General features: G+C 61.7%; 26 protein-coding genes. 7 read left to right on the top strand and 19 right to left on the bottom strand.

The window, feature by feature from the left end:
* Positions 1 to 8 precede the first annotated feature (8 nt).
* From HJ536_RS15100 to HJ536_RS15110, 3 genes are all read left to right on the top strand, one after another.
* On the top strand, positions 9 to 1,028 hold the full coding sequence (locus HJ536_RS15100) for a Gfo/Idh/MocA family protein (RefSeq protein WP_177158339.1): 1,020 nt from the start codon (positions 9 to 11) through the stop codon (positions 1,026 to 1,028).
* A complete protein-coding gene (locus HJ536_RS15105; RefSeq protein ID WP_177158340.1) occupies positions 1,025 to 2,716 on the top strand; it encodes a D-apionate lactonase family protein in 1,692 nt (563 codons plus the stop codon). Before HJ536_RS15100 ends, HJ536_RS15105 begins: the two co-directional genes overlap by 4 nt.
* Before the next feature lie 72 nt (positions 2,717 to 2,788).
* Entirely contained in the window at positions 2,789 to 3,517 is a 729-nt protein-coding gene (locus HJ536_RS15110) for a transcriptional regulator NanR (protein ID WP_177158341.1), read from the top strand.
* Here HJ536_RS15110 and HJ536_RS15115 read toward each other — a convergent pair.
* On the bottom strand, positions 3,514 to 4,863 hold the full coding sequence (locus tag HJ536_RS15115; protein WP_338082442.1) for a four-carbon acid sugar kinase family protein: 1,350 nt from the start codon (positions 4,861 to 4,863) through the stop codon (positions 3,514 to 3,516). The two genes, HJ536_RS15110 and HJ536_RS15115, sit on opposite strands and share 4 nt — an antisense overlap.
* Positions 4,864 to 4,978: 115 nt before the next feature.
* Between HJ536_RS15115 and HJ536_RS15120 the strand changes: the two genes are divergently transcribed.
* Together HJ536_RS15120 and HJ536_RS15125 are read left to right on the top strand one after the other, a co-directional pair.
* Entirely contained in the window at positions 4,979 to 5,806 is an 828-nt protein-coding gene (locus tag HJ536_RS15120) for a phosphogluconate dehydrogenase C-terminal domain-containing protein (protein WP_176855649.1), read from the top strand.
* A gap of 168 nt (positions 5,807 to 5,974) precedes the next feature.
* Positions 5,975 to 6,304, top strand: coding sequence for a DUF2322 family protein (locus HJ536_RS15125; protein WP_177158343.1), 330 nt, complete (start codon positions 5,975 to 5,977; stop codon positions 6,302 to 6,304).
* A gap of 93 nt (positions 6,305 to 6,397) precedes the next feature.
* Here the strand turns inward: HJ536_RS15125 and hydA are convergent, their stop codons facing one another.
* The 4 genes from hydA to HJ536_RS15145 form a co-directional block, all read right to left on the bottom strand.
* A complete protein-coding gene (gene hydA, locus HJ536_RS15130; RefSeq protein WP_177158344.1) occupies positions 6,398 to 7,807 on the bottom strand; it encodes a dihydropyrimidinase in 1,410 nt (469 codons plus the stop codon).
* A gap of 79 nt (positions 7,808 to 7,886) precedes the next feature.
* Positions 7,887 to 8,849, bottom strand: a complete 963-nt coding sequence (locus HJ536_RS15135) for a TRAP transporter substrate-binding protein (protein ID WP_194245711.1) — start codon at positions 8,847 to 8,849, stop codon at positions 7,887 to 7,889.
* 54 nt (positions 8,850 to 8,903) lie between these two features.
* Positions 8,904 to 10,181: a TRAP transporter large permease gene (locus tag HJ536_RS15140; RefSeq protein WP_177158345.1), complete on the bottom strand. Its 1,278-nt coding sequence runs from the start codon at positions 10,179 to 10,181 to the stop codon at positions 8,904 to 8,906.
* Complete coding sequence (locus tag HJ536_RS15145) at positions 10,178 to 10,747, bottom strand: TRAP transporter small permease (protein ID WP_177158346.1); 570 nt, start codon at positions 10,745 to 10,747, stop codon at positions 10,178 to 10,180. Before HJ536_RS15145 ends, HJ536_RS15140 begins: the two co-directional genes overlap by 4 nt.
* A gap of 218 nt (positions 10,748 to 10,965) precedes the next feature.
* Here HJ536_RS15145 and HJ536_RS15150 point away from each other — a divergent pair, with 218 nt between their 5' ends.
* Positions 10,966 to 11,751, top strand: coding sequence for an HpcH/HpaI aldolase family protein (locus HJ536_RS15150; protein ID WP_177158347.1), 786 nt, complete (start codon positions 10,966 to 10,968; stop codon positions 11,749 to 11,751).
* On the opposite strand, the gene HJ536_RS15155 is transcribed toward HJ536_RS15150, so the two are convergent.
* From HJ536_RS15155 to dapA, 14 genes are all read right to left on the bottom strand, one after another.
* Positions 11,741 to 12,649 carry a LysR family transcriptional regulator gene (locus HJ536_RS15155; RefSeq protein ID WP_228028739.1) on the bottom strand — a complete coding sequence of 303 codons (909 nt, stop codon included), beginning with the start codon at positions 12,647 to 12,649 and terminating at the stop codon, positions 11,741 to 11,743. The two genes, HJ536_RS15150 and HJ536_RS15155, sit on opposite strands and share 11 nt — an antisense overlap.
* 46 nt (positions 12,650 to 12,695) lie before the next feature.
* Positions 12,696 to 12,983 (bottom strand): EthD domain-containing protein, encoded by a 288-nt coding sequence (locus HJ536_RS15160; protein ID WP_177158348.1) that lies wholly within the window; start codon positions 12,981 to 12,983, stop codon positions 12,696 to 12,698.
* A complete protein-coding gene (locus tag HJ536_RS15165; protein ID WP_177158349.1) occupies positions 12,980 to 13,903 on the bottom strand; it encodes a dihydrodipicolinate synthase family protein in 924 nt (307 codons plus the stop codon). Before HJ536_RS15165 ends, HJ536_RS15160 begins: the two co-directional genes overlap by 4 nt.
* Complete coding sequence (locus HJ536_RS15170) at positions 13,903 to 14,832, bottom strand: dihydrodipicolinate synthase family protein (RefSeq protein WP_177158350.1); 930 nt, start codon at positions 14,830 to 14,832, stop codon at positions 13,903 to 13,905. The genes HJ536_RS15165 and HJ536_RS15170 overlap by 1 nt, the downstream gene beginning before the upstream one ends.
* Positions 14,829 to 15,263, bottom strand: coding sequence for a MaoC family dehydratase (locus HJ536_RS15175; protein WP_176855656.1), 435 nt, complete (start codon positions 15,261 to 15,263; stop codon positions 14,829 to 14,831). Before HJ536_RS15175 ends, HJ536_RS15170 begins: the two co-directional genes overlap by 4 nt.
* Before the next feature lie 3 nt (positions 15,264 to 15,266).
* On the bottom strand, positions 15,267 to 15,662 hold the full coding sequence (locus HJ536_RS15180) for an acyl dehydratase (RefSeq protein ID WP_177158351.1): 396 nt from the start codon (positions 15,660 to 15,662) through the stop codon (positions 15,267 to 15,269).
* 15 nt (positions 15,663 to 15,677) lie between these two features.
* Entirely contained in the window at positions 15,678 to 16,841 is a 1,164-nt protein-coding gene (locus HJ536_RS15185) for an acyl-CoA dehydrogenase family protein (RefSeq protein WP_177158352.1), read from the bottom strand.
* A 28-nt stretch (positions 16,842 to 16,869) separates the two neighbouring features.
* Positions 16,870 to 18,072, bottom strand: a complete 1,203-nt coding sequence (locus tag HJ536_RS15190; protein WP_177158353.1) for a CaiB/BaiF CoA transferase family protein — start codon at positions 18,070 to 18,072, stop codon at positions 16,870 to 16,872.
* Between the two features lie 175 nt (positions 18,073 to 18,247).
* The gene (locus HJ536_RS15195; protein ID WP_177158354.1) at positions 18,248 to 19,747 is read right to left on the bottom strand and encodes a class I adenylate-forming enzyme family protein; all 1,500 of its coding nucleotides are present in this window, start codon (positions 19,745 to 19,747) and stop codon (positions 18,248 to 18,250) included.
* An 18-nt stretch (positions 19,748 to 19,765) separates the two neighbouring features.
* Positions 19,766 to 20,176, bottom strand: coding sequence for a DUF3830 family protein (locus tag HJ536_RS15200; RefSeq protein WP_176855661.1), 411 nt, complete (start codon positions 20,174 to 20,176; stop codon positions 19,766 to 19,768).
* 18 nt (positions 20,177 to 20,194) lie between these two features.
* A complete protein-coding gene (locus HJ536_RS15205) occupies positions 20,195 to 21,481 on the bottom strand; it encodes a TRAP transporter large permease (protein WP_177158355.1) in 1,287 nt (428 codons plus the stop codon).
* Positions 21,481 to 21,999 (bottom strand): TRAP transporter small permease, encoded by a 519-nt coding sequence (locus tag HJ536_RS15210; protein WP_176855663.1) that lies wholly within the window; start codon positions 21,997 to 21,999, stop codon positions 21,481 to 21,483. The genes HJ536_RS15205 and HJ536_RS15210 overlap by 1 nt, the downstream gene beginning before the upstream one ends.
* Before the next feature lie 78 nt (positions 22,000 to 22,077).
* Positions 22,078 to 23,055 carry a TRAP transporter substrate-binding protein gene (locus HJ536_RS15215; RefSeq protein WP_177158356.1) on the bottom strand — a complete coding sequence of 326 codons (978 nt, stop codon included), beginning with the start codon at positions 23,053 to 23,055 and terminating at the stop codon, positions 22,078 to 22,080.
* Between the two features lie 70 nt (positions 23,056 to 23,125).
* Positions 23,126 to 23,998 (bottom strand): 4-hydroxy-tetrahydrodipicolinate synthase, encoded by an 873-nt coding sequence (dapA, locus tag HJ536_RS15220; RefSeq protein WP_177158357.1) that lies wholly within the window; start codon positions 23,996 to 23,998, stop codon positions 23,126 to 23,128.
* A 137-nt stretch (positions 23,999 to 24,135) separates the two neighbouring features.
* On the opposite strand from dapA, the gene HJ536_RS15225 reads away from it, so the two are divergent.
* Complete coding sequence (locus HJ536_RS15225) at positions 24,136 to 24,501, top strand: hypothetical protein (RefSeq protein WP_177158358.1); 366 nt, start codon at positions 24,136 to 24,138, stop codon at positions 24,499 to 24,501.
* Positions 24,502 to 24,525: the final 24 nt, after the last annotated feature.

Consider the following 24,525-nt stretch of genomic DNA (forward strand, 5'->3'; position numbering starts at 1 on the left):
CCCCGGGGATGAAAATTGCACTGATCGGCTGCGGGTTCTTTGCGATCAACCAGTTGCACGGCTGGAAGGGCGTTGACGGCGCCGAAGTTGTCGCCCTCTGCGACCGTGATCAGGGGCGGCTCGACGTGGCCGCGGCGATGTTCGACGGGGTGCGGACCTATACCGACGCCGAGGCGATGTTTGCCGAGGGCGGGTTCGACGCGGTGGACATCGCGACCACTGTTGGCTCGCACCGCCCGTTGGTCGAGCTGGCCGCGCGCCATAAGGTGCACGTCATCTGCCAGAAGCCCTTTGCCCTGACCCTGAGCGATGCGCGGGCCATGGTGGACGCGGTCGCGGCCACAGGCAAAACCCTGATGGTGCACGAGAATTTCCGTTGGCAATCGGCCGTCCGTGCGGCCATCGACGAAGTGCGCAGCGGCGTTATTGGTACGCCGTTCTTTGGGCGGATCAGTTTCCGGTCGGGCTATGACGTCTACTCCGGCCAGCCCTATCTGGCCGAGGGCCAGCGGTTCATCATCGAGGATCTGGGCATCCACATTCTGGACATTTCCCGCGCCCTGTTCGGGAATGCCACGCGGATCACCGCCACAACCCGCCGCATCAACCCCGCTATCAAGGGCGAGGATGTCGCTACCATGCTGCTGGAACACGAGGGCGGCGCGACCTCTGTCGTGGATTGCTCTTACGCGACCCGCCGCGCGCCCGAGACCTTTCCCGAGAGCCTGCTGGAAATTGATGGCGAACTGGGCTCGATCCGGCTGGACGCGGGCTATCAGCTGTCGGTCCAGATCGGCAACCAAGTGACAACCCGCGATGTGTCCCCGCCCGTGCTGCCTTGGGCATCGCGGCCATGGCACAACATTCAGGAAAGCGTGCAGATCATCCAGCAGCACTTTGTGGATTGCCTGCGCGACGGCCGCGACCCCGAGACCAGCGGCCATGACAACCTCCACACCTTTGCTTTGGTCGAGGCTGCCTATCTTTCGGCCCGCGAACACCGCACTGTCACTTTGGCCGACCTATGAACGCGCTCTACGGTACCGACCAGCCCGACACCCTGTCCGAGCGAATTTCGGTCGGCAAACTGGCTTTTTCCCTGCAAGGGGGCGCGCTGCGGCACATCGCCTATGGCGGGGTCGAGATGATCCGCGGCATTGCCTTTCTGGTGCGGGATCGGGACTGGGGCACGCTGGTGCCGCGCAATACGGAATTGCTGCGTGAAACCGGCGATCGGTTCAATCTGCATCTGAGGATGCAGTACCAAAGCGGCGGCGCGGAACTGGACGTGACGGTGAAAATCGTGGCGGATGATCAGGGGCTAGAGGTTTCCGCAACCGGCGCTGTCGATGGCCCGTTCGAGACGAACCGCGCCGGATTTACCCTGCTGCATCCGGCAAGCGTTGCGGGCTGCCCTGCCATGGTCGGCCATTCCGATGGAACAACTGATGCCGCGCAGTTTCCGGTGCTGATCGACCCTTGGCAGCCCTTCATGGATATCGTTGCGCTTGAGCATCAGCGTGATGGCCTGCGCGTCCGCTGCCTGTTGTCGGGCGACACGTTCGAGATGGAGGACCAGCGCCAATGGGGGGACGCATCCTTCAAAACCTATAACCGTCCGCTGGCCTTGCCTTGGCCCTATGACCTGAGCGCCAATGCCCCTTTGCAGCAATCCGTTCATCTGACGTGGGAGCCTGTGGTAACCGATCCGGTCCGACTGCCCGAAACGCCTGCGAATGTGACCTTTCCTGAGACGGCCTTGGTTCTGATGGCGCAGGACGCGTTGCGGTTGGCTGAAAATCCGCTCGACATTGCCGAAGTGGCCCCGCAGCGACTGCTGTGCCATATCGATTGCGCCTTAAGTGACGCCAAAGGGCAAATCGAGGCCTTTGCCAAGTTGCAGTCCGCCCTGCCCGATCTGACCTTTGATGCAGAGCTGATCTGCACCTTCGCCCCTTCGGTCCACGGGGAATTAACCGACCTACATGGCGCCATGGTCCAATCCGGTTTTCGCCCCGACAGTGTGCTGGTCTGCCCCTCGGTCGACCGGCAATCCACGCCGCCCGGATCGGAGTGGCCGGACTGCCCGCCGCTTGATGACATTCACGCCGCGGCGGCCGAGGTGTTCCAAGGGCTCACGCGCGGTGGCGGTATGGTCAGCTTCTTCCCCGAACTGAACCGCAAGCGCCCGCCGCTGGAGCATCTGGATTTCGTCAGCCACGGCCTCTGCCCCATTGTGCACGCGGCGGACGATGTCTCGGTGATGGAGACGTTGGAAGCGATCCCCCATATCACCCGTTCTGCCCGCGAAATTATCGGGGATCGGGACTATCGTATCGGGCCGGCGACCATCGCCATGCGGCAGAACCCCTATGGCAACCGAACAATCCCGAACCCCAATGGCGAACGCCTGTGCATGGCCGACGATGATCCACGGCATAGGGCTCAATTCGGCGCGGCCTATGTGATCGGGCTGGCAACTGCTCTGGCCAGTGCGGGCATCACCGTCTGGACCCCCGCTGCCGTCTATGGCCCCCGCGGGCTTAGCGGCCCCATCGTGCAGGCCATCGCGGCGCTGGCAAAATGTGCGGGTCAGCCGGTGCACCATGCCGAAATTTGCAACGGGCTGGCAATGCTGCGGGTCGGCGACCGAACCTTCCGCGCCAATCTGACCGCGCAGGAATTGGGCGATCTGGGCCCTTATGGATGGGCGTAAACGGGCCTTACTGGACTGATGAGGACAGCCCCTATAAACAAGCGCCCATGATCGCATGAGGTGGAGACGGGCATGGCTTCGACGGCAAACAGAAAGACCGACACGGACAAAATTGTCAGACGCAAGCTGTCGGATCAGGTGCTGGACAAACTGCGCGAGATGATCCTGTCCCATGAGCTGCAGCCGGGGGACTTTATGCCGTCGGAACGCGCATTGATGGAGCGGTTCGGCGTGGGCCGTCCTGCCGTGCGCGAAGCCTTGCAATCCTTGCACAACAGCGGGCTGATCAGCATCAATCATGGGGAACGGTCCCGTGTGAATGCTATCGACGCCAGCACCGTCCTGAGCCAATCCGACGAGATCGCGCGCCTGGTCCTGAGCACCGTTCCCGCCAATCTGGAACACCTGAAGCAAGCCCGCCAGATGTTCGAACTGGGGATGATCCGAGTGGCCGCCCAAAACGCGACCGCCGAAGACATTGCCGATCTACGCGCCATTCAGGCCGAGCAGGCGCAAAATCTGGACGATGCGAATGCCTTTATCGCGGCGGATATGCGGTTTCACACCCGTCTGGCGCAGATCACCGGCAACCCGATCATCATTGCCGTATCCGAGGCGATGCTTGGCTGGCTCTTTGAATATCACGTCAGTCTGCTGCACTGGAACGGCAAAGAGGATGTGACCTTGGCCGAACACGCGCAGATGATCGACCTGATAGAGCAGCACGATGCGGATGGCGCGGTGGCGATGATGACCCGCCACCTTGCGCGCTCGGCCTCGGTGTTCGAGCCCAAAGGTTAACGCGCGCCGCCGCCCTCGCGGATCCAACCGAAGAAATCCATGCTGCCCATCTGCCCGCCTTTGAGGGCGATTTGCAGGCCGTCGTGGTGTTCTCCGCCGTATCCGATGCACAGCGAGGCGCCGGGAATCGTCGGGGCAATGGCCTTGATCGCCTGCAGCCCGAGGGCCCTCATGCCGTGGCCCGACGTATCGCCGCCGGAAATCACAGCGCGGGTCAGGTTCGATCCGCGCAAGATGCCGTCCAGAATTTTGCCCAACGTGATGCCGATGGTTTTGTTGACCACTTCCATGGATGTGCCGGTTTTGGCGGCGGCTTGACGAACCTGCGCGACGGCGGGGTCTTCGGGGCCAGTGGCCGAGCAGACCAGCGGGCTTTGGCCGTCTGAAACGGCGCTCAGGGCAGAGGCAACCGCCTGATCAATCAGTGCATCGGTCTGTTCCGGAGCCTCGATCATCCGCGCGGCGTCGAGCCGGATCAGGGTAAATCCGTTTTGCACGGCCCACTCAATCTGCTGCGCGGTGCTGGGGGAAACCGAGCCCGACACAACCGCTATCTGGTCTACCCGCCCCGCCGAGCCCGGCGGCGCAACGCGGGGGATCAGCCCGATTTCCTGCCAATGGCGGACCAGTGCGAACTCTACCCCTTGGGACCCGATGACAAAGGACAGGTCCTCTTGGTTCTCCCAGATCAAGCGGCCGGCGGCGGTTTCGGACCGCTCCTCCATACTATCAATGGACAGGATTTTCGCCCCACTTTCCAGCAGCGTGGTTAATCGGGGCTGCGGGTCGGACCACAGCGCCTCTAGGTCGATCAGACCCGAGGGCAGATCGGTTTGCACCGCCAGATGCCGCAGCAAATCCGCTTCGGCCATAGGGGTAACAGGGTGGCGGGCCATCACGGGGTGCCGGTCCAGACGGTAGACGCCATCGAACGTCCCCGCGAACAGGTGGCCGAAGGCCTGATAACGGCGCATCTGCGGCGCTGCGGTCAGAACCGGCGCAGCCCGCGCGCCCGTCACGCGCAATCCGATCTCGGCCGCCCGCCCGATGCTGCCGGTCTGAGGCGACGAGTCAAAGGTCGAGCACACCTTATAATGCAGCAATGGCGCGCCAAGCGATTTGAGGAAGCCGAACGCCTGTGGCAGTTCCCGATCCATCCAATCCGGCCCTTCGGTCCGGGCGGTCGATGCCACGCCGATTGCCCCTGCCCCATCAAACCGCGCCAGCATCTCGGCGTCGGGGAGGTCAGAGAAAAGCACGGTTTCGATCCCGGCAAAGGCCAGCACCTCCATCACCGCAGCGGCGCCGGTAAAGTCGTCCCCGTACCACGTTATCAATGGGTTCACCGATTTTCCTCCCGTCCTTGTGCGACGCAATCGGCTGATTGACATCGTGATGATAATATTATCTGATCATACCAGTTATGCAAGACGCCCTAGAGGGGCTCCGGAGGAGATTAAGATGACGAACGTGGCTGTATTTGGCGCTGGCGGGAAAATGGGGGTGCGGTGTTCCTTGAACCTGGCCAAGACCGATTTCACCGTCTCCCATGTCGAGGTCAGCGAGGTTGGCCGCGCCCGTTTGAAAGAGGCTGTCGGCGTGGACTGCGTGGATGCGGACACCGCGATTGCCAATGCGGATGTGGTTCTGCTGGCCGTCCCAGACACTGCGATTGGCGTTGTGGCCAAAGGCATCGTGGACAAGCTGAAGCCCGGCACGATGGTCGTCATTCTGGACGCGGCGGCGCCCTTTGCCGGTCACCTGCCAGAGCGTGCGGACATCACTTATTTCGTGACGCACCCCTGCCACCCGATGATTTACCATAACGAAGAGACCGAGGCGGCGCGTCTGGACCGTTTCGGCGGCGTCGCGCACCCCCAGGGCGTGGTTAACGCCCTGATGCAAGGCCCCGAAGAGCATTACGCTGTCGGTGACGCGGTTGCCAAAGCCATCTACGCCCCCGTCCGCACGACCTATCGCGTGACGGTCGAGCAGATGGCCTACCTAGAGCCGGGCCTGTCGGAAACCGTCTGCGCCTCTCTGTTGGTAGTGATGAAGCAGGCGATGGACGAAGTGGTGAAAACCGGCGTCTCCGAAGAGTGCGCCCGCGACTTCTTGCTTGGGCACATGAACATCCTTGGCGCGGTGATCTTTAACGTCCAAGAGGGCGTGTTCTCGGACGCCTGCAACAAAGCGATCGAGTTCGGCATCCCCGCCCTGATGCGCGACGACTGGAAAGGCGTATTCGAGCGCGACGAGATCATGGCGTCAATCCGCCGGATTACGTGACGGTTATTCTGGGCTACTTAACCCAGCTTAAACATCGACAAGCACCCTTCGCTCTGTAGGGCGGAGGGTGTTTTGCGTCCGAGCGGCTCGCACCAGCGGCTGCAAAAAGGTGGCGTGGGTGACAGTGACCTGCTAACCAACGGTCCAAACTCGACAAAGGACCGCACCATGATCCAGCCGACCGCTTCGTTCAAAGAAAACCTCATGCTTCTGCCTTCGATCGATGGGCTATCGCGTATCGAGCTGGTTGACGGTTCGGGCAATGTGGTTGCGACCATCGAGAACCAGCCGGGCAAGCAGGGCTCTTTGGCGGTTTATCAGTACCTTGCTCAGGAATTTGGGGCGCTGGATAGTGAGGCGGCGCAGCTGGGGCTGTCGATCTTTGCCGAGCACACCGAGGATGCCAAGAACCGGCCCGGTGCCCATCCGAATATTGATCGGCTTGTCGCGATCATTGAGGGTGCGAGCCCGCTTCAGCTAAAGGTTATCGCTGATTAAAGCGAGCGGCCTCGCGAGGCCGCATCTCTAGAGCAGCGCTCCAAGGCCATCCGAAGCAGACCTACTGCTCCGGACGGATGCGTGGGCATCGACTTACTTGCTGAACGCCTTGCTAGTGCCGCGCTCCAGATATTCCCCATCTGTCGGCGCACCCAAGACTTCGCCATCTTGCATGATGGTTTGACCGCGCAGGATGGTGCGCACGGGCCAGCCTTTGACCTGCAGGCCCTCATAAGGGGTGTAGTCGCAATCGTGGTGAATCAGGGACTGGGAAATCGTGACGTCGCGCTCGGGGTCCCAGAAGCTCAGGTCCGCGTCCGCGCCCACGGCAATCGTGCCCTTTTTCGGGTAGAGGCCGAACAGCTTCGCGGGGTTGGTCGCAGTCAGTTCGACGAACCGCTCGATGGAAATGCGACCCTTGCTGACCCCTTCGGAGAACAGGATCGGCAAGCGCGTTTCGACGCCGGGAATGCCATTCGGCACCCATTTGAAGTTTGTCCGCGCACCGGGGGCATCCTTGCCCTGCGCATCCTCGAACCGGAAGGGGCAGTGGTCGGACGAGAAGATGTCGAAGGTGCCGTCACGCAGCCCCTCCCAGATGGCTTTCTGGCTGTCCAGATCGCGGGGTGGCGGTGAGCAGACGTATTTCGCGCCCTCGAAGTCCATGTTCAGACCCTTTAGGTCTTCGGCGGTCAGGGCGATGTATTGCGGGCAGGTTTCGGCATAAACGTTCATCCCGCGCTTCTTGGCCCACTGGATCTGCTCCATTGGGTCGCGGCCCGAGACGTGGACGATGGTAATAGGTACATCGGTCAGTTCGGCGTGGGAAATGGCGCGGTGGGTGGCCTCGCGCTCGACACTCTGGGGGCGGCTTTCGGCGTGGTAGTATGGCGCGGTTTTGCCGGCTTCTTCCAGACGGCGGGCCATGTATTTGATGGCGTCGTAGCCCTCGGCGTGAACCATGACCATCGCCTTTTCACGGCGGGCCACGTCGAAGACTTCGATCAGTTCGCGGTCATTCAGCACCATATCGTCATAGGTCATAAAGACCTTGAAGGACGTGTAGCCAGCCTTGACCAGCGCGGGCAGTTCCTGCCCCAGAACCTGCGGGGTCGGGTCGGTGATAATCAGGTGGAACGAGGTATCGACGTAGCATTTCCCCTTGGCCGCAGCATGATAGGCATCCACCGCCTCGCGCAGGGACTGGCCCTTTTGCTGCAGGGCAAATGGCATGACGGTGGTGTTGCCGCCCGCCGCCGCAGAGCGCGTGCCGCTTTCAAACCCGTCGGCCATGACAACGCCGCCACCTTGGGGCTGCTCTAGGTGCACATGGGCGTCGATCCCGCCGGGCAGAACCAGCAGACCTTTGGCGTCGATATCCTGCCGCGCCAGTCCGACGTTTTCGGCGATCGAGACGATGCGCCCCTGACGGATGCCGATTTCGGCGTGGATGCGGTCACCGGCGGTAACAATTTCTGCGTTGCGGATGGCGATATCGAGCATGGGAAAACTTTCAGGAATGTCTGTGTCAGGGCCCGCTGACGAACGAGAGATAAGATGCGGGCCCTGACCTTGGATTGACTTAGTTGGTCAGTGCTTCGAACAGCTTTTTCTGGCCATCGGTGGTCAATTCGGATGCATAAAGGGGTTTCGACGCCTCGATGAAGGGGGCGGTGTCAGGGGTGGTGATGTTCACGCCCTTTTCGCGGAACGAGGCCAGCAGGGGCTCTTCTTGATCAACGACGTATTGGCGCTGCCAGGTTGCGGCCTCGGCGCCGGATTCCAGCAGGGCGGTCTGGATATCTGCGGGCAGAGCGTCGAATTTACCCTTCTGCATGGTGATCGGGGCGGTCATGTTCAGCCAGCCGACCAGCGCAAAGTTGGGCGCAACCTCATAGAACTTCATGCCGTCGTAACCGGTCGAGGCACCCTCGGCCCCGTCCACAACGCCCGACTGCATCGCGCCGTAAAGCTCGGAATAGGACATGGGGGTCGGGTTCGCGTTGTACGCACGGAAGGCGCTGACATGCACGGGGTTCTGCATGGTGCGGATTTTCATCCCCTCGAGGTCCGCGATGGAGTTCACGGGCTCTGCGGTCATCAGGTGGCGGATGCCCGACGAAAAGACGGCCAGCAGCTCAAAGCCCGCCTCGTTCGCATCGCTTTCCATCAGATCCCAGTTCGCATCGACCTTTTCCCCCAGCGCGGGGATCGAGGGGAACAGGAACGGCAGATCGAACACTTTGTAGTCTTCGACGTAGTTCGAGAGCATCGCGTTCGAGGTCATGGCAATGTCGACGGTGCCCATCATGACGCCTTCGACGGTTTGCTGTTCGTCACCCAGTTGGCCGCCTGCATAGATTTCGATGGTTGCAGCGCCGTCAGTCTTGGCCTCCAGCAGCTCTTTCATCTTTTGCAGGCCCATGTCCTGCACTTCGCCCGCAGCGTTGGTGTGCGCTGCCTTGAAGACATAGTCGGCGGCGAACGCAGGCACAGCGGCGGTCAGCGCCACGACGGCGGCGAAAGAGGTGAATACGGTTTTCATGATTATTCCCTGTTGTGGAGTGAGTTGGAGGAGGAAGGGGTTGGCCCCCGCAGGTCACATCAGGACCGACGGCAACCAGAGAGAAACAGCAGGCACAAAGGTCACCAGCATCAGCGCGACCAACATGCAGATCAGGGGCAGCCACACCTTGCGCGACACCTGTTCGATCCGGCGGCCGGCCACGGTAGCCGCGACATAGAGGCAGATGCCGTAAGGCGGTGTGATCAGGCCGATCGACAGGTTCAGCGCAGTGATGACGCCGAATTGCACGGGGTCGATGCCATAGCTTTGGGCGATGGGTTGCAGGATCGGCAGCAGGATCAGGACGGCCGAGATGCTCTCCATAAACATGCCGACGATCAGCAGCAGGATGTTCACGATCAGCAAGAAAACAAAGGGGCTGTCGGTCAGACCAGTGAGCCAGTCGCGCAGCAGGGCGGGCAGGCCTTGGGTCGCGATGAACCAGGTAAAGACCGATGCCGTTGCGATAATGATCAGAACGGTGGCCGACAGGCTGATCGCCTTGAGGCAGATGCGGGGCAGATCGCTGGGCTTCAGTTCTCGGTAGATGCCCATGGTGACGATCAGCGTGGTGAACAGCGCCACGCAGGCGGCCTCGGTCGCGGTGAAGATACCGCCTATGATGCCGCCGATGATCACCACAGGAACCAACATTCCGGGCAGAGCGGCGATGAACGCTTTGACCAATTTGTCAAAGCTGAAATCTTCGCGGTCCTGTTGAACGGCGGCGTCCTGACGGGCGTGCAGCCAGCAGCCGGACATGAGCCCCGCGACGACCAGTAAGCCGGGGACGATCCCGCCAAGGAACATGGCCCCGATAGACTGGTTCGACGTGATGGCGATAACGATCATGACGATCGAGGGCGGGATGATCGACGCCAGCGAACCCGACGCCGCGATCACGGCAGAGGCCAGATCGATGTCATACCGGCGCTTGCGCATCTCGGGAGTCATGACGGCGCTGATGGCGGCGGTGTCCGCCGAACCCGACCCGGAAATCGCGGCCAGTCCCGTGCCTGTGACGATAGCGACCAGATAGAGCGAGCCGGTGATCCACCCGACCAGCGCACTGGCAAGGTTAACAAAGCGGCGTGCGATCCCGCCTGCCTCCATCAAAAGGCCCGAGGCGACAAAGAACGGAATGGCCATCAAGGTAAACGAGCTGATCCCGCCATAGACCCGCTGCGCCACGATCGACAGGGGCACCGTGGTGGTCAGTTCGATCGCCACCAGCGCCGCGATGCCAAGTGCCAGCACAATCGGGACGCCCGAAATAAGGAGTAGAAGGAAGCCTCCGCCAGCGACGATCATGCGGGCACCTCGGTTTTATCGGTTTCGGGGCGCAGAATTTTGGGGGCAAAGGTGATCGCAAATTCGATCAGAAAATATCCAAAGCCTACCGGCAGTGCCATGTAAGGCCATGCCATCGGGATGCGCAGCGCGGGCGATTTGACGATCATGCCGATGCTGAGCATCGACAGCGATCCGACCACGACGACCGCCAGAAACCAGACCCCAAGCCCGAGGCCCGCCGCGTTACAAATGCGCTGAACGGGCAGCGGCGCTTTGCGGATCAGGACGTCGACGCCGACGTGCTGGTTGTAGCGCATTGCGATCCCCGCCCCTAGGAGAGTCAGCCAGACTTGGGCAAAGGTGGCGGTCTCTTCGCTCCAGGCGATAGAGTAGTTGAAGAAGTAGCGGCCGATGATCTGCACCAGAATGGCGCCCGCCATGTAGGCCAGCAGGAGCAGCGCGATGCCGTCGACCAGCCTCCGCAGGATCGCTAAGGCGCCCTTGAAAAATCTGATCACATCGGACGAGGTGCCTGATGGTGTGTTCTTGGACGCATGCGTAACAGGGGGTGCAGGGGTTTGCATGGTGGACCTCTCGTTCACTCGGCACGGTCCAAGCGGAATTAATCACTCGGAAAACTTGGTTTTATGCGCCTTTCCCTGATGCTGCGCGTAGGTCTTTGCGCAGTAAAGGGGGCTGACTATTAATATCGCGTCCCAAAGTATTTAATGCCACTGAAAGCGCGATTTACTTGAATTTTGTGATCTTAACTGATCAGCATTTAGGCAATATAAGATCATAAATGGTGGTTGATTTGAAAAACGGATCATGTTTTGGCGGAAATTCCCGCGATGGTAGATCACATTTTGGCCTCGCTCTGTGTCTGCTGGGGCGGGCAGAATCGATCCTGCTAGCGCGGGGGGCCGGGTTTGATTTTGTGGTCGTGGATATGGAGCACGGCCCCCTAGGATTGGGGAATCTGGGTCAGGTCGCGGCAGCGGGCCTTGCCGCTGGGATGCCGGTGTTCGGGCGGGTCACGGGGCCCACTTCGGGGGACATCGCGCGGGTTCTGGATTGCGGCGCGACCGGAGTGATCGTGCCCCACGTGGATACGCCAGAGCACGCGCAGCACATTGCATCGTGGTGCCGGTTTGGCCCCGTTGGACGGCGCGCCTTGCCCGGTCCGTTGCCCGGATTGGACTATGGGATCGTGCCTGCAGCAGAACTCTGCGCCCGGGCCGAAGCGGGAGCGCAGGTCATTGCGATGATCGAAAGTGCGGAAGGTTTGGAAAATGTGGATCAGATCGCGGCGACCCAAGGGATCGACATGCTGATGATCGGCTCCAATGATCTGGCCGATGGGATCGGGCGGCGCGGGCAGTTGGAGCACGCGGATGTCTTTGCGGCCTTTGAACGTATCGCGCAGGCCGCGCGGGACAACGATTGCGCCTTCGGGGTGATGGGATTGCCGGCGGGTTTGGTTAACAGCTATGCGCTGGAATTGGGGGCGACCGCGATTGTGGTGACCAATGACACCAACCTGATCGTCGAAGGCGGCGCGGCCGCGTTAACCAAGGTCAGACGATAGGACGCTGGCTTTCCTCGCGCACTTCGGCAAGACGCAATGCGACCCGTTCGCGGAACACTTCGATGAAGCGGCGGGTCTGGCGCGAGGGCACTTTGGTCTTTTGCATCGCCGCGCAGAGGTCGAAACTCTGGTCCGACCCATAGGGGCGGATCACCAGACCGGGGCGCAATTCGGTGTGGGCGGACAGCTCGTCGACCAAGGCCACCCCCCAGCCATCGCGCACAATCCGCACGGCGGCGTTCATAAACCGCGTCTCGATCGAAGGGCGATATTCCAAGCCCTGCGCGCGGAAACTGTCGGCGAGCATCAGGCCGATCCGGGTGGACACTTGGGGTCCGATCAGGGCGGCACCCATCAAGTCTTTGGCTGTAATCACGTCCAGTTTTGCCAGCGGATCGCTTTCTTGCAGCAGGCAAACCGGGCGCAACACCGCTATCTGTTCATAGTTCATCGCCTGCCGTTCATAGGGGGCCATGGCAAATGCCACATCAGCCACGCCATTCTCGACCACTTGCAGGACACTGTCCAAAGGGCGCGTTTCCAGTGACAGCTGAATGCGGGGGTAATCGCGGGCGTAATCGGCGATCACGCGTGGCAAGACGGACTCGCTGAGTTCGGCGGTGGCCGCGATGCGAATGCGGCCAATCCGGCCCGTGCGCAGGTCCCCTGCCCTTTGGTTAACCGCGTCGCGCAGGTGGAACAGGGGCTCGGCCTCTTCGAGCAGGATCATTGCCTCGTCCGTGGGGGACAGGCGGTTGCTGACCCGCTCGAACAAGGGAAATCCCAGAACCGTTTCAATGTGCCGGATCGTGTTGGAGATCGAAGGCTGGGACATCCCCAGCCGCTCTGCCGCGCCGACCGTCGTGCGATAGGTCACAACGGCGCGCAAAATTTCCAACTGGCGAAGGTTCAGGATATCGGGAATGGCTCTAACCCCTTGGTTCTCAGGACTTTGTCAGGCGGATGCGTTTGAAGTTCTTTACCTTGTCGGTAAAGGGTCCAAAGCCTTTGATAGCCTCGAATTCGGGGGTTTCATAGGCTTCGGGGCCGGTGATCGTGTAGATCGCCACGTGGCGCGGGCCACCCTCGAGGCATTTTTCGCGGCGGGCATCGAGCCAACCGGGGCAGGCCAGAATATCGGGCAGATGGGTGTTTTCGTACCAGTCGTCAAAGGCGGCTTCGTCCTCGGGGGCGACGTCGACGAACACGATATGGGTTTGCAGGGCGGTCATACGGAAAGCTCCAGACTGGGGCGCAGAGCGGCCATGAGGGCGTCAAGCTCTGCGTCGGAAATGCGGGGGGTGGGGGCGCGGCAGGCGGGGCTGTCGATCCGGCCCATCGCGGCAAGGCAGGCCTTGAGCCGAGCGGCGGCCAGATGGCCGGGGCGGGCGTAGACCAGACGCGCCAGATCATAGAGCGTGGTGTGCATTTTCAGGGCGTCGGGGATGCGGCCTTGGCGGACATGGGTGTCCAGCGCAGTGATCAGCTCAGGGACCAAGGCGGACAGGCTAACGGCAGAGCCATCGCTGCCAAGAATGTAGCAGCCGAACAGATGCTCATCGCCCGAGGCCATGACGGCCACATCAGGGCGCATCGCGCGGGCTGTGCGCAGGGTGGTCTCATAGGCTTTGACCTCCCAGCTTCCCTCTTTGATGCCTGCGACGGCGTCTATTTCGAGCAGCTGTTTCAGGAGGTCCGTGTCGTAGTGCAAACCGCCAGAGGCGACCGACCCCTGAAACAGGTAGATCGGGGCGCCTGTGGCTTCGGCGATGCCGCGGTGGTGGGCAACGACCGCGCGCGGGTCCACGCCCAAAGCCCACGAAAACGGCGCGAAAACCATGATCGCATCGGCGCCAGCCTTCAGCGCGGCCTGAGCGTCGGCGGCTGCGAATTCGGTGTTCTCGGCGCTGACAGCGGCGAGGATGCGGCGCTTGCCCGCGACCTCTCGGGCAATGCGGACCACGTCGGCTTGCTCTGCACGGGACATGTGGATGCCCTCGCCCGCGTGGCCGTTCAGCAAGAGGCCCGCCTGACCGGGATCGGAAAGAACCTGAGCGAAATGCCGTTCAAGGCCGGTGAAATCCAGACCGCCCATGTCGTGCATCGGGCAGATGGTCGCCGCATAAAGACCGCCATTCAGCGCCGCTGTCATCACAGCACCTCGGCTTTGATCAGGGCCTGACGGACGCCGTCGCGTACTGCGTCGGACTGGGGCAGCAGGGGCAGACGGGGGGCCGCGTTCTTGATCACTCCCATCATCTGAAGGCCGTCCTTCATGCGGGTGTGCATGTCGACCACGGGCGCAGGGCCATAGATCGCGCGGACCACGGGATACAGCCGATCATTCGCCGCGCGCATCGCCGCCAAGTCCATGTTTTCAGACGCATCCCACAGGTCCTTGAGCAGACCGGGGACAAGGCTGGCCAGACCCGACAGGATACCGTCACCCCCCAAAGCCACTTGCGCAAAGAACCAGTGGAAGTTCGAGGGCAGGATCGCGGTGTTGTCGTCCGCCGCTTTGATCGCGCGGCGGTTTTCGTCATAGGCCAGCAGGGTAGCAGAGCCCTCTTTCACCGCGATAACCTCGGGGATTTTCGCGATTTCGGCCAGCACGTTGGTCGCCAGCCCGAAGCCCGACGCAATCGGAAACTGGAAGTGCGACAGGGGCATTTGCAGCTCTTTGGCCAACAGTTCGTACATCTTGACCGCGGCCATGGTATTGGCATTGCCGCCGCCAAGGGCTTCGGGCGGGAAGATCACGGCCACATCGGCGCCCGCTTCGCGCACCGCTTCGGCCTGACGCAGGGCGTCGGGGATGCCGGTGGGGACAACGCCTGCCAAGAGCGGCTGGTCGGGGGAAATCTGTTCGCGGGTGCGCTTGATAACCTCTGTCTTCTCGGCGTCGGTCAGGGCAGTCGCTTCGCCCGCGTGGCCGTTTACGAAGACGCAATCGGTGGTCTCGGGCTTGGCGCAGTGGTCCAGAACGGCGCTGTAGCCATCCCAGTCAATCGCGCCAGCCTCGTCAAAGGGCAGAACGGTCGCGACGGTGATGCCACGCAGGTCTTTGGCGGAAATGGTCATTGGGTCACTCGTTTTCTCGGGAATTTCAGGGTGGCATCGGCCTTGAGGACTTCGACGCCCTCTTCGTTGCGGGCGCTGGCCTGCCAGTCGACGGTGCGGTTTTCTTCGTCCTTCGAGGAAATCCAGATGTCGAAGGTAATCGTGTCGCCGTAGCGCACCGCGCCGGTAAACCAGAAGCTGTCGCGGATCGACACGCCCACGGTGCCCACCAGTTCGGCCGTCAGGACCGAGGTGCAGATGCCCGCGACCAGAATGCCAGGGGCAAGGCGTTCGCCAAAGCGCGTGGTGCTGGCATAGCCTTCGTCCACGTGGACGGGGCCGAAATCACCGGTCGCGGCGATATACATGGCGCCGTCCGCCTCGGTCACGGTTTTCGAGACGCTCACGCGGTCGCCCACGGTCAGCTCGTCAATGTTGCGGATGTCATACATGGCTTACCCCTTCAGCGGGACCATGCGGGCGGCGCCGGTGATGGTCTCTGTCCCTTCGACCGCGATGGTCAGGGTGCAGTCGATGGCCTGATAGGTGGCCTCGGTCACGGTCGCAGTGGCTGCCAAAGACGAGCCCACGGGGAAGGACGCGCCGAACGCCACAGTGAAATTGCCGATCCGCCAGTCCGCACCACACAGGCGCCCGAGGGCGGTGGTCAACAGGCCCGCAGCAGCCAGTTCAAAGACCGACATGTCGGGCAGGTCCACGGATTTGGCATAGGCGCGGTCCACGTGGGATTTGGTCATGTTGCCGGTGATGCCGGTAAAGAACCCCTGCTCGGCCACGGTCATGGTCTTGCGAAAGGTGATGCTGTCGCCGGTGGCGGGAAGCGTGGTCATGGGAAGTCCTTTCGATTACAGGGTCAGGCCGCGCTTGATCACCGAGCGGGCGATCAGCATGCGGTGCACTTCGGAGGTGCCGTCGTAGATGCGGGTGACGCGGGCATCGCGGTAGATGCGCTCCAGCGGCAGTTCCTTGGTAAAGCCGTAGCCGCCAAAGACCTGAATGCCCCGATCGGCTACGCGCCCCAGCATTTCCGAGGCCTGAACCTTGACCATCGAGACCTTGTCGCGCGGGTCCATGCCCTGATCTTCTTCCCATGCGGTGTTCAGCACCATCATGCGGGTGGCAAAGATCTCCATCGCGCTGTCGGCGATCATCTGCTGAACCATCTGGAAGTCGCCGATGGGCTGGCCGAACTGTTTGCGGGTGGCCGCGTGTTCGCGCATCATCTCCAGCACGCGGGACGCCATGCCAACCGCGCGGGCCCCGATGTGGCCCAGACGGATGCCGCCCACGTTCGCCATCATCACCTTGAAGCCGTTCCCGACCTCTCCCAGCACGTTGCCTTTGGGGATGCGGACGTTATCAAAGTACAGCTCTGCGTGGCCGTACCCACGGTGACCCATCATGGGCTGGTTGCGTGTGACCTGAAAACCGGGGGTGCCCGTGTCAACGATCAGCAGGGTTATGCCACCCCGCGCACCCTTTTCGGCGTCGGTCACGGCCATGACGATCACGAAATCCGCGATATCACCGTCTGAGATAAAGTGTTTGGTCCCGTTCAGAACCCACTCGTCCCCGTCCAGATGCGCGTTGGTTTTGATCGCCGCCGCGTCCGAACCTGCGCCCGGCTCGGTGATCGCCATCGCGCAGATTTTGTCCCCTTTGACAGTGGGATAGAGGTACTTTTCACGCAGCGCCTCATCCTCGAACTGTTCCAGCATCGGGTAGACCTGCCCGAAAATCCGGCGGATCAAGGCGTCAGAGGTCTGCCCCAACTGCTCTTCGACCAGACACATGTCCATCACGCTAAGGCCAGCGCCGCCGACCTCTTCGGACATGTTCATCGCATAGAATCCCAGCGCCTGCGCTTCGGCGCGGACGGCGGCCAGCTTGTCGGCGGGAATTTTGGCGTTCTCTTCGGTCTCGATCTCGAGCGGCTGCACCTTTTCGCGGACGAACTTGCCCACCGCTTCGGTGACCATCTTCATCTCGTCGGAAATCGTAAAATCCATAACTTACTCCAAGTCTCGGGGCGCAGGCTTAGTTGCGCATCTTGTTGGTTTGCACGACGACGCCCGCGTCGATCAGGCGGTCGATCTCGGCGGCGTCAAAGCCGGCCTCGGCCAGAACCTCGCGGCTCTGCTCGCCCAAGGCGGGGGGCATCGTGCGGATGGGGGGCACCTCGCCGTCGTAGCGAACGGGGTGGGACAGCATTTTAAAGGTCGAGCCCTGAGAGCCCGTGGTATCCGTGAACGCCTGCAAATGTTCGACCTGAGGGTTGTCGAGCAGCCCGTCATAGTCGCGGACAACCTCGTGCCAGACGCCTGCATCAGTTAGTTTAGACACGGCTTCGTCGGTGGTCAGCGCGGCCATGCCAGTCGCCACCAGACACGAGATTTCACCGCGTTTGCTGAACCCTTCGTCCGCGCTCAGCTCCGCCAGTTGCGGCAAGCTAAGGGCGCCCGACAGTTGCGGCGGCGTGGACATCGAGATCATCACGTGCCCGTCCTTGGTCGCGTAAATGCCGTAGGGCGCGGGGCTGAACCAGTTGGCCATGCCGTCCTGACCACGAGGGCCGGCTTTTTCGGCGCCGTTCATCCAGGCGGTGATGGATTCCCCCTGCAAGTCCATTGCGGCCTGCAACATGTTCACGTCCACGCGGCGAGGCACTCCGGTGCGCTCACGCTCGAATAGCGCCGCGATGATGCCCGCGACAGTTAGTGCTGCGGCGTGGTGGTCAATCGGGACAGATCCCACCGCAACCGGACCGCTCTCCATGCTGCCGGTATGGGCGGCCAGACCGCACATCGCCTGCAGCAAAACGTCCTGACCGGGGCGCTTGGCGTAGGGGCCATCGACGCCATATCCGGTGGTGGTCGCGATGATGATGCGCGGGTTCACGGCGCGCATCTCGGCCTCGGACAAGCCGAGTTTATCCAGAGTGCCGGGGCGGAAATTCTCCATCACCACGTCTGCTGTTTCGATCAGTTTCTTGACCGCCGCGATGCCCTCGGGCGACTTCAAATCGACCGCGATCGAGCGTTTGTTCCGCCCTGTGGTGATGTGGTTGACCGATGTGTCATCCACGAAACGGTTGGCCACAGCCCAGTTGCGCTGGAACGCGCCGGTCAAGGGCTCGATGGTGATCACATCCGCGCCGATATCGCCCAAATGCTGCGCCGCAGCGGGGCCGGACAGGAAGTGGTTAAAGCTGAGTACCCGGATTCCGTCGAGTGCGCCCATGATGATCCCTTTGTGTTGTCTGAGATCAGGCTAGAGCAATCAAAAGCGGCTGTTAATATAGCCTGCGATAATCATTCATGTGCCTGATATTTGATTTTCAAATAGTTTGGACCGAGGGAGGTTGTTGTTTTACTTCAATACCTTCGGTGGTTTTCTGGGTGTGTGGCTTTGCGCGTTAGGCGTCGGCCTTTATCTCTGCCCATTCCGCGGCGCAGGCCTTGCGGCGGATCTTGCCGAACCCGTCGCGGGGCAATGCATCCAGCACGGAAATATCCTTGGGCACCTCTTGAGGGCTCAGTTTTTCCGCGCAGAATTTCCGCAGTGCGGCATGGTTGATTTCTGCGCCTGCTTTGGGCTCCAGACAGGCCACGATGCGCTGCCCCCATTCGCGGTCAGTAGCGCCAAAAACGACCGCATCGGCGACTTCGGGGAACTGTAGCAACACGGCCTCAATGGTTTCGGGGTGCACCTTGACCCCGCCGGTGTTGATCACGTCATCGCGCCGACCGCCGAGGTAGAGGTAGCCCTCTTCATCCAGCCAGCCAACATCGCCGATGCTCTGGTACCCGTCCGCGTCCCGCTCGGGCTCCGGCGCGTTCGGGCCCGCATAGTGGCTGCGCCCGCCAAGGTCATCGGGACGCATGAAAATCTCTCCGGCCTCGCCTGCGGGCAGCAGGGTGCCATCGGGGCTATAGATGCGGATGTCCGTCTCGAACCCGCGCCCGACCGACCCGCGATGGGTCAGCCACTCGGCGCCCGTGATCGTGGTCTGGCCGGTGTTTTCGCCAGAGCCGTACATCTCGGTCACGCGCTCGGGGCCGAGGACATTGATCCACGCCTCTTTCAGCCACGCGGCGCAGGGCGCGCCGGTGTGGTACATGGCGTGAAGGCTGCTTAAAGACGCGCCGCTTTCGGCCAGCCGATCGTACATCCGCACCATCATGGTGGGAACGACCATCGCAAAGCCAACCTGATATTCGTCAATGACTTGCAAGGCTCGGACGGCGTCGAACCGCTCCATCAGCACCAGCGTGTTGCCTTCGAAGAGGCCGTTCTGCGCCCAAGTGAAAGGGGCGTTGTGGGACATCGCCCCGCAGACCAGTTGCACCTGATCGCACCGGAACCCCAAGCGCGGAGCCACGCGGCCCCAGCTGGCACCCGGCACGCGGGTAAAAGGGCGTTCGTCGCACATCATCTTGGGCAGGCCGGTCGAGCCACCGGACAAAACGATCTTGCCGGGGGTCGAGATGTGATCCGCGACCTCGGTATCTGGCAGGCTGCTTGCCAAAGCCTCGAAATCGCACTGGGTCATGTCGCCGACGCCCGTGCGTTGGGACACGACCAAAGCCGCGCCGCTGCGCTCTTTCATGGCGGCGGCGGTCTCGGGTTTGATGCCGGGGTCCAGCACCATCGTCGTCGCGCCGACGCGCCAGACCGCAATGGCCAGCGCGATGTGGGCGGGCACGTTGCCTAGGGCAAAGCCCACCACATCCCCCTGCCCCACGCCGCGCGCCATCAGCGCACGGGCAAAGCGGTCGGCCATCGCGTTCAGATCACGCCATGAATAGGTCTGCGCCTCCCCCACGCCCGGCAGGAACACCAAGGCGGTCTGGTCGCCGCGCTCGGCGGCCAACTGGCGCAGACGGGCGCCAAAGCTGATGGGGGATGCGGTCATGGCGTGCCTTTCTGTCGCTTAAACTTCTTCGAACAGGATGTCCTGCGCGCCTTCCCACAGAACCTTGGGGCCGATCTCTTTCAGCTTGTCGAGGTTCGAGGTCAGGGTGATGAAGTGGTTTCCCGCCAGCTGCCCCATCTTGGAGGCAAAGTTCACGCCGCCATAGGCCAGCAGGATCTCGGTTTCCGAAATGCCACCGGGATACAGGACGAACTGACCGGGCGCGGGATAGCTGGTGTGGTTCTCGTAATCGACGCCGAAATCGGTCTCGCCAAGGGGGATCCACACGCCCTCGCCCGACCAACGCACATGGACGACCTGGCTTTTGTAGGGGAGTTGCGCACGGAAGGCGGCGACGGTTTTGGGGGCGGCATCTTCGAACTTGGCGTCGAATTCGATGCCCGCGATGGTGACTTTGAGCTTGGTCATGAGTGGTGGTCTTTCTGGTTAATCAATCAGGCCGAACATGCGGGGCATGAACAGGGTGAGTTCGGGAATAAAGGTCACGGCGATCAGCATGACAAACAGGCCTGCCAGCGGCCACGCGAGGCGGCGGGACACCTGCATCACGGACCGTCCTGCGACGGACGAAGCCACGAACAGGGACACGCCATAGGGTGGGGTCACGGTGCCAATTGCGCAGTTCAGGATGACGAGCAGTGAGAAGTGCAGCGGATCGACGCCCATGGTCACAGCGATCGGGGCCAGTACGGGCACCATGATCAGGATCGCCGCAATGGTTTCGAGGAACATGCCCACGAACAGGAACAACAGGTTCGCAATGATCAGGAACACGACTTGGCTGGAGGAGACGCTCTTGATCCATTCGCCAAGGATTTGCGGCACGTTCGCGTTGGCGATGAGCCAGGAGAAGACGCTCGCGGTGCCGATGATCAGCATGACGGCGGCGGAGAGGGACGCGGTTTTTAGGATCAGGCCGGGCAGCGCCGAGAGCTTCAGATCACGGTAAACGAACGCGCCAACCAAGAGGCCATAGAAGCCCGAGACAGCCGCCGCTTCGGTGGGGGTGAAGACCCCGCCTAGGATACCGCCGAGGATCAGGAAGGGCATACCGGCGGCGGGCAGCGCGGCCCATGCGGCTCGACCAAGGCGCGGCAGGGTGAAGGGTTCGCTGTCGCGGTAGGCGTCACCGCCGTTCTTGGCCTTGAAGTAGGAGATGACCATCAGCATCAGGATGCACATCACGCCCGGCAGGATGCCCGAGATGAAAAGCGCGCCGATGGATACGTTGGAAACGACCGCAAGGATCACCATGGTCAGGCTTGGCGGGATGACCTGCGCGATAGAGCCTGCGCAGGCGATCAGGGCCGCGCCGAAGTCGACGTCATAGCCTTTGCGGCGCAGTTGGGGCTGCATGATCGCCGAGATTGCCGCGGTATCCGCCGAGCCCGAGCCGGAAATCGCCGCCAGACCAGCCGCCGCGACACAGCTGACTTGGTAAAGGCTGCCAACGACCCAGCCGATCAGCGCCGAGGCGAAATTCACGATCCGGCGCGAGATGCCGCCTGCGTCCATGATCACGCCAGCGAAGACAAAGAACGGGATCGCCATCAGGGTAAATGAGTTCAGTCCGGCAAAGACGCGCTGGCTGACGATGGCGACGGGTACGTCGGTCGTGGTGACCAGCGCCAGCACCGCCGAGGCCCCAAGAACGAAGACAACAGGAACACCAAGGGCAAGAAGGAACAGGAAGGCGAGTGCGATAACCAGCATCAGATGGCCTCCTCGGGGTCTGGGTCGGCTTCGGGCGGGGGGAAGGGATTGTCCCAGCGCTGGATGACGGACAGCAGAAGCTCTAGCGTCATGTAGGCAGCGCCGATGGGCAGGCAGAAGTACACATACTTCATGGGCAGTTGCAGGGCGGGCGACAGTTGGAACGCGCCCATCTTGATCAGGGGCTGGGTGCCATAGGCGAGCACCCACAGGAAACTGACGATCACGGCGGCGATCATGATCAGGGCCACACGGGCCAAGGGCAGCGGCAGTTTGGCCGGCAGCATGTCGATCGCCACGTGCTGGCCGCGGGCCAAGGCCACACCGGACCCCAGAAGCACCAGCCAGATCTGACTGAAGGTCGCGATCTCGGACGCGGCGGCGATGGAATAATTAAAGACGTATCGCCCGCCGATCTGCACCAGAACCGCAATCATCATCACGGTAAACAAGAGGATCACTGCCGCAGAGGCAACAGCACGCAATACCAGACAAAGACGTTCGAGAAGGGCGAACATGGGCGAAACTTTCCGGTCGTAAAGCCCCGGCTGCACGGGAAGCAGCACAGCCGGGGAAGTGGATCAAGTAAGGAAGGGTTACTTGACCGATTTCAGAAGTTCGAAGATTTTCTTTTGCCCGTCGGTTTCCAGATATTTCTGCTGGACGGGGGCGGCGGCGGCGCGGAACTCGGCGGTGTCGGGGTGGGTCATTTTCACGCCGGCCTTCTCAAGATCGGCGAAACGCGCGTTGTCGCTGGCCAGGTAGGTGGCGCGCTCGAACTTGCCGGCCTCAAGGCCCGCTTCGTCGAGGGCAGTTTTCATGTCATCAGGCAGCGCCTCGTAGGCGGCTTTGCCCATGATGACGGGCGAGACCAGTTCCAGCCAGCCGACGACGGCCCAATCGGGGGCCACTTCGTAGAATTTCTGCGAGTAGAAGTTGGTGTTCGCGGCTTCGGCGCCGTCAACAACGCCAGTTTCCAGCGCGCCGTAAAGCTCGGTATAGGCAATTGGGGTCGCATTCGCGCCAAAGGCGTTGAAGGTGTCCACGTGTGCAGGGGTCTGCATGGTGCGGATCTTCAGGCCCTGCATGTCGGCCATCGATTCAATCGGCTTCTTGGTCATGATGTGACGGGTGCCCGCCGAAAAGATCGACAGCAGGTGGAAGCCTTGCTTGTCCAGTTCCGCCTGAATGGCGTCGCGGACGGCGGGATCGCTCAGGGCGCGGTCCATCTGTTCGGCGTTTTCGAACATGAAGGGCAGCGACAGAACCGACAGATCAGGCACAAAGTTCGCAAGGGTCGAGTTTGCGGTTACCGCGATGTCCACGGTGCCCATCTGGGTGCCCTGGATGCTTTCCATCTCGTCGCCGAGGGTCGCGTTGTCGAACACGTTGATCGTGGCCGCGCCGTCGGTCTTGGCTTCCAGAACTTCGGCCATTTTGCGCAGGCCGACGCCATAGGGCTCTTCGGCGTTGGCGTTGTGGCTGGCTTTCAGGGTGATGTCCTGAGCAAAGGCAGGTGCGGCGACAGCGGTGATCGCCATGGCGGCGCAAAGTGCAATGTTGGTCAGTTTCATCATGCGTTTCCTTGTTAAACTCACTGTTGGGGAGGGGGTCTTTGTTATTGTGGCGCGTGGCGCCTTTCGCTCAGGCGATGAACCCGAGTGTCCGTAGAATTCCTTCAAGCTCCGCGCGCTTGGCCTCGGGCAAGGGCAGACGCGGCGGGCGGGGATCGCCCATCGAGCGACCGATCAATTTCATCGCGGCCTTGGTGGCCGAGACATACAGGTCTCCGGCCAGCGCGTTGATCAGCGGCAGGCTCTGGACATAGAGATCACGCCCCTGCCCCGAGCCATCGACGGTCTTGTCGAACATTTCGGCCGACAGTTTCGGCGCGATGTTGGACATGACCGAACTATACCCCTCGGCGCCCGCCAGATAGCTTTCCCACGGGTAATAGCCCGCAAAAACAGTCAACCGGCCCTGGCACGCCTCGAGCAATTCGGTGACGCGGTGCACGTTTTTGGACGTGTCCTTGATGTAAGAGATATTGTCCACTTCGGACAGGCGCCCGACCAGATCTGCCGACAGGTCCACATTCGCGGTGAACGGGTTGTTGTACAGCATCACGGGGATCGAAATCGCCTCGGCCACGCGGGTGAAGTGGGCCACCAGTTCCGCGTCGGTGGGCGACGAGTAATACGGTGGCACCAGCATCACCCCGTCCGCGCCAAGGGTCTCTGCTTCTTTGCTCAGGGACACAGCTTCGTCGGTCCATTCGGCGGCGGTGCCGATCAGGACGGGCACGCGGCCATCGGCCTGACGGATCACCGTTTCGGCGACAGCGGTGCGTTCATCGCGGGTCAGGGACAGGAATTCGCCGGTGCTGCCAAGGGGGATCAGGCCGTGCACGCCCTCTTCGATCTGCCAATCGACATAGGACTTCAGCGCCTCCAGATCGACCGCGCCCTCGGCGGTGAAGGGTGTCACGCACACTGTATAGCTGCCCTTGAACGTCATCTTGGTCTTTCCTTCCGCGGCCCGATCCGAGCCTGTTCGCAAATCTGTTGCACTCAGCCTTCTTCTGATCAGATAATAAGTCAACGCCCGTTATTCGTATCTAATGCGGCGCATGCTCAACCAACAGGAGACCCCGCATGCCTTTCATCGAAATCATCGACAACGACTGTTCCCAAGAAATACGGGAGGTTGCGACGGAATCCATGACCAAAGGGCTCTGTGATGCCTATGGGATCAGCGCCGATATCGTGACCTGCTATTATTTTTCGGCCCCCGAAAATTCCTACGGGCATGCTGGAAAATTTGGCAAACGTGCTGAAATTTACCGCATATTCATAAAAGTTCACGCCTTTCCGAGACCCCAGAAGGCGAAAGAAGAGGCCGCGCGCGCAATCACAGCGGCAGCTGTGCAGGCCTATTCGGCCGATCCGAAGCACGTGATCGTCTATTTTTGCGACAGAGAGCCCTCCGATGCCTTTCACGCGGGCATTGCCTCGGCTTGACCGAAGCGAGTCGCAGAGTTAGCT

Source organism: Donghicola mangrovi (genome assembly GCF_013377535.1).
Classification (GTDB): domain Bacteria; phylum Pseudomonadota; class Alphaproteobacteria; order Rhodobacterales; family Rhodobacteraceae; genus Donghicola; species Donghicola mangrovi.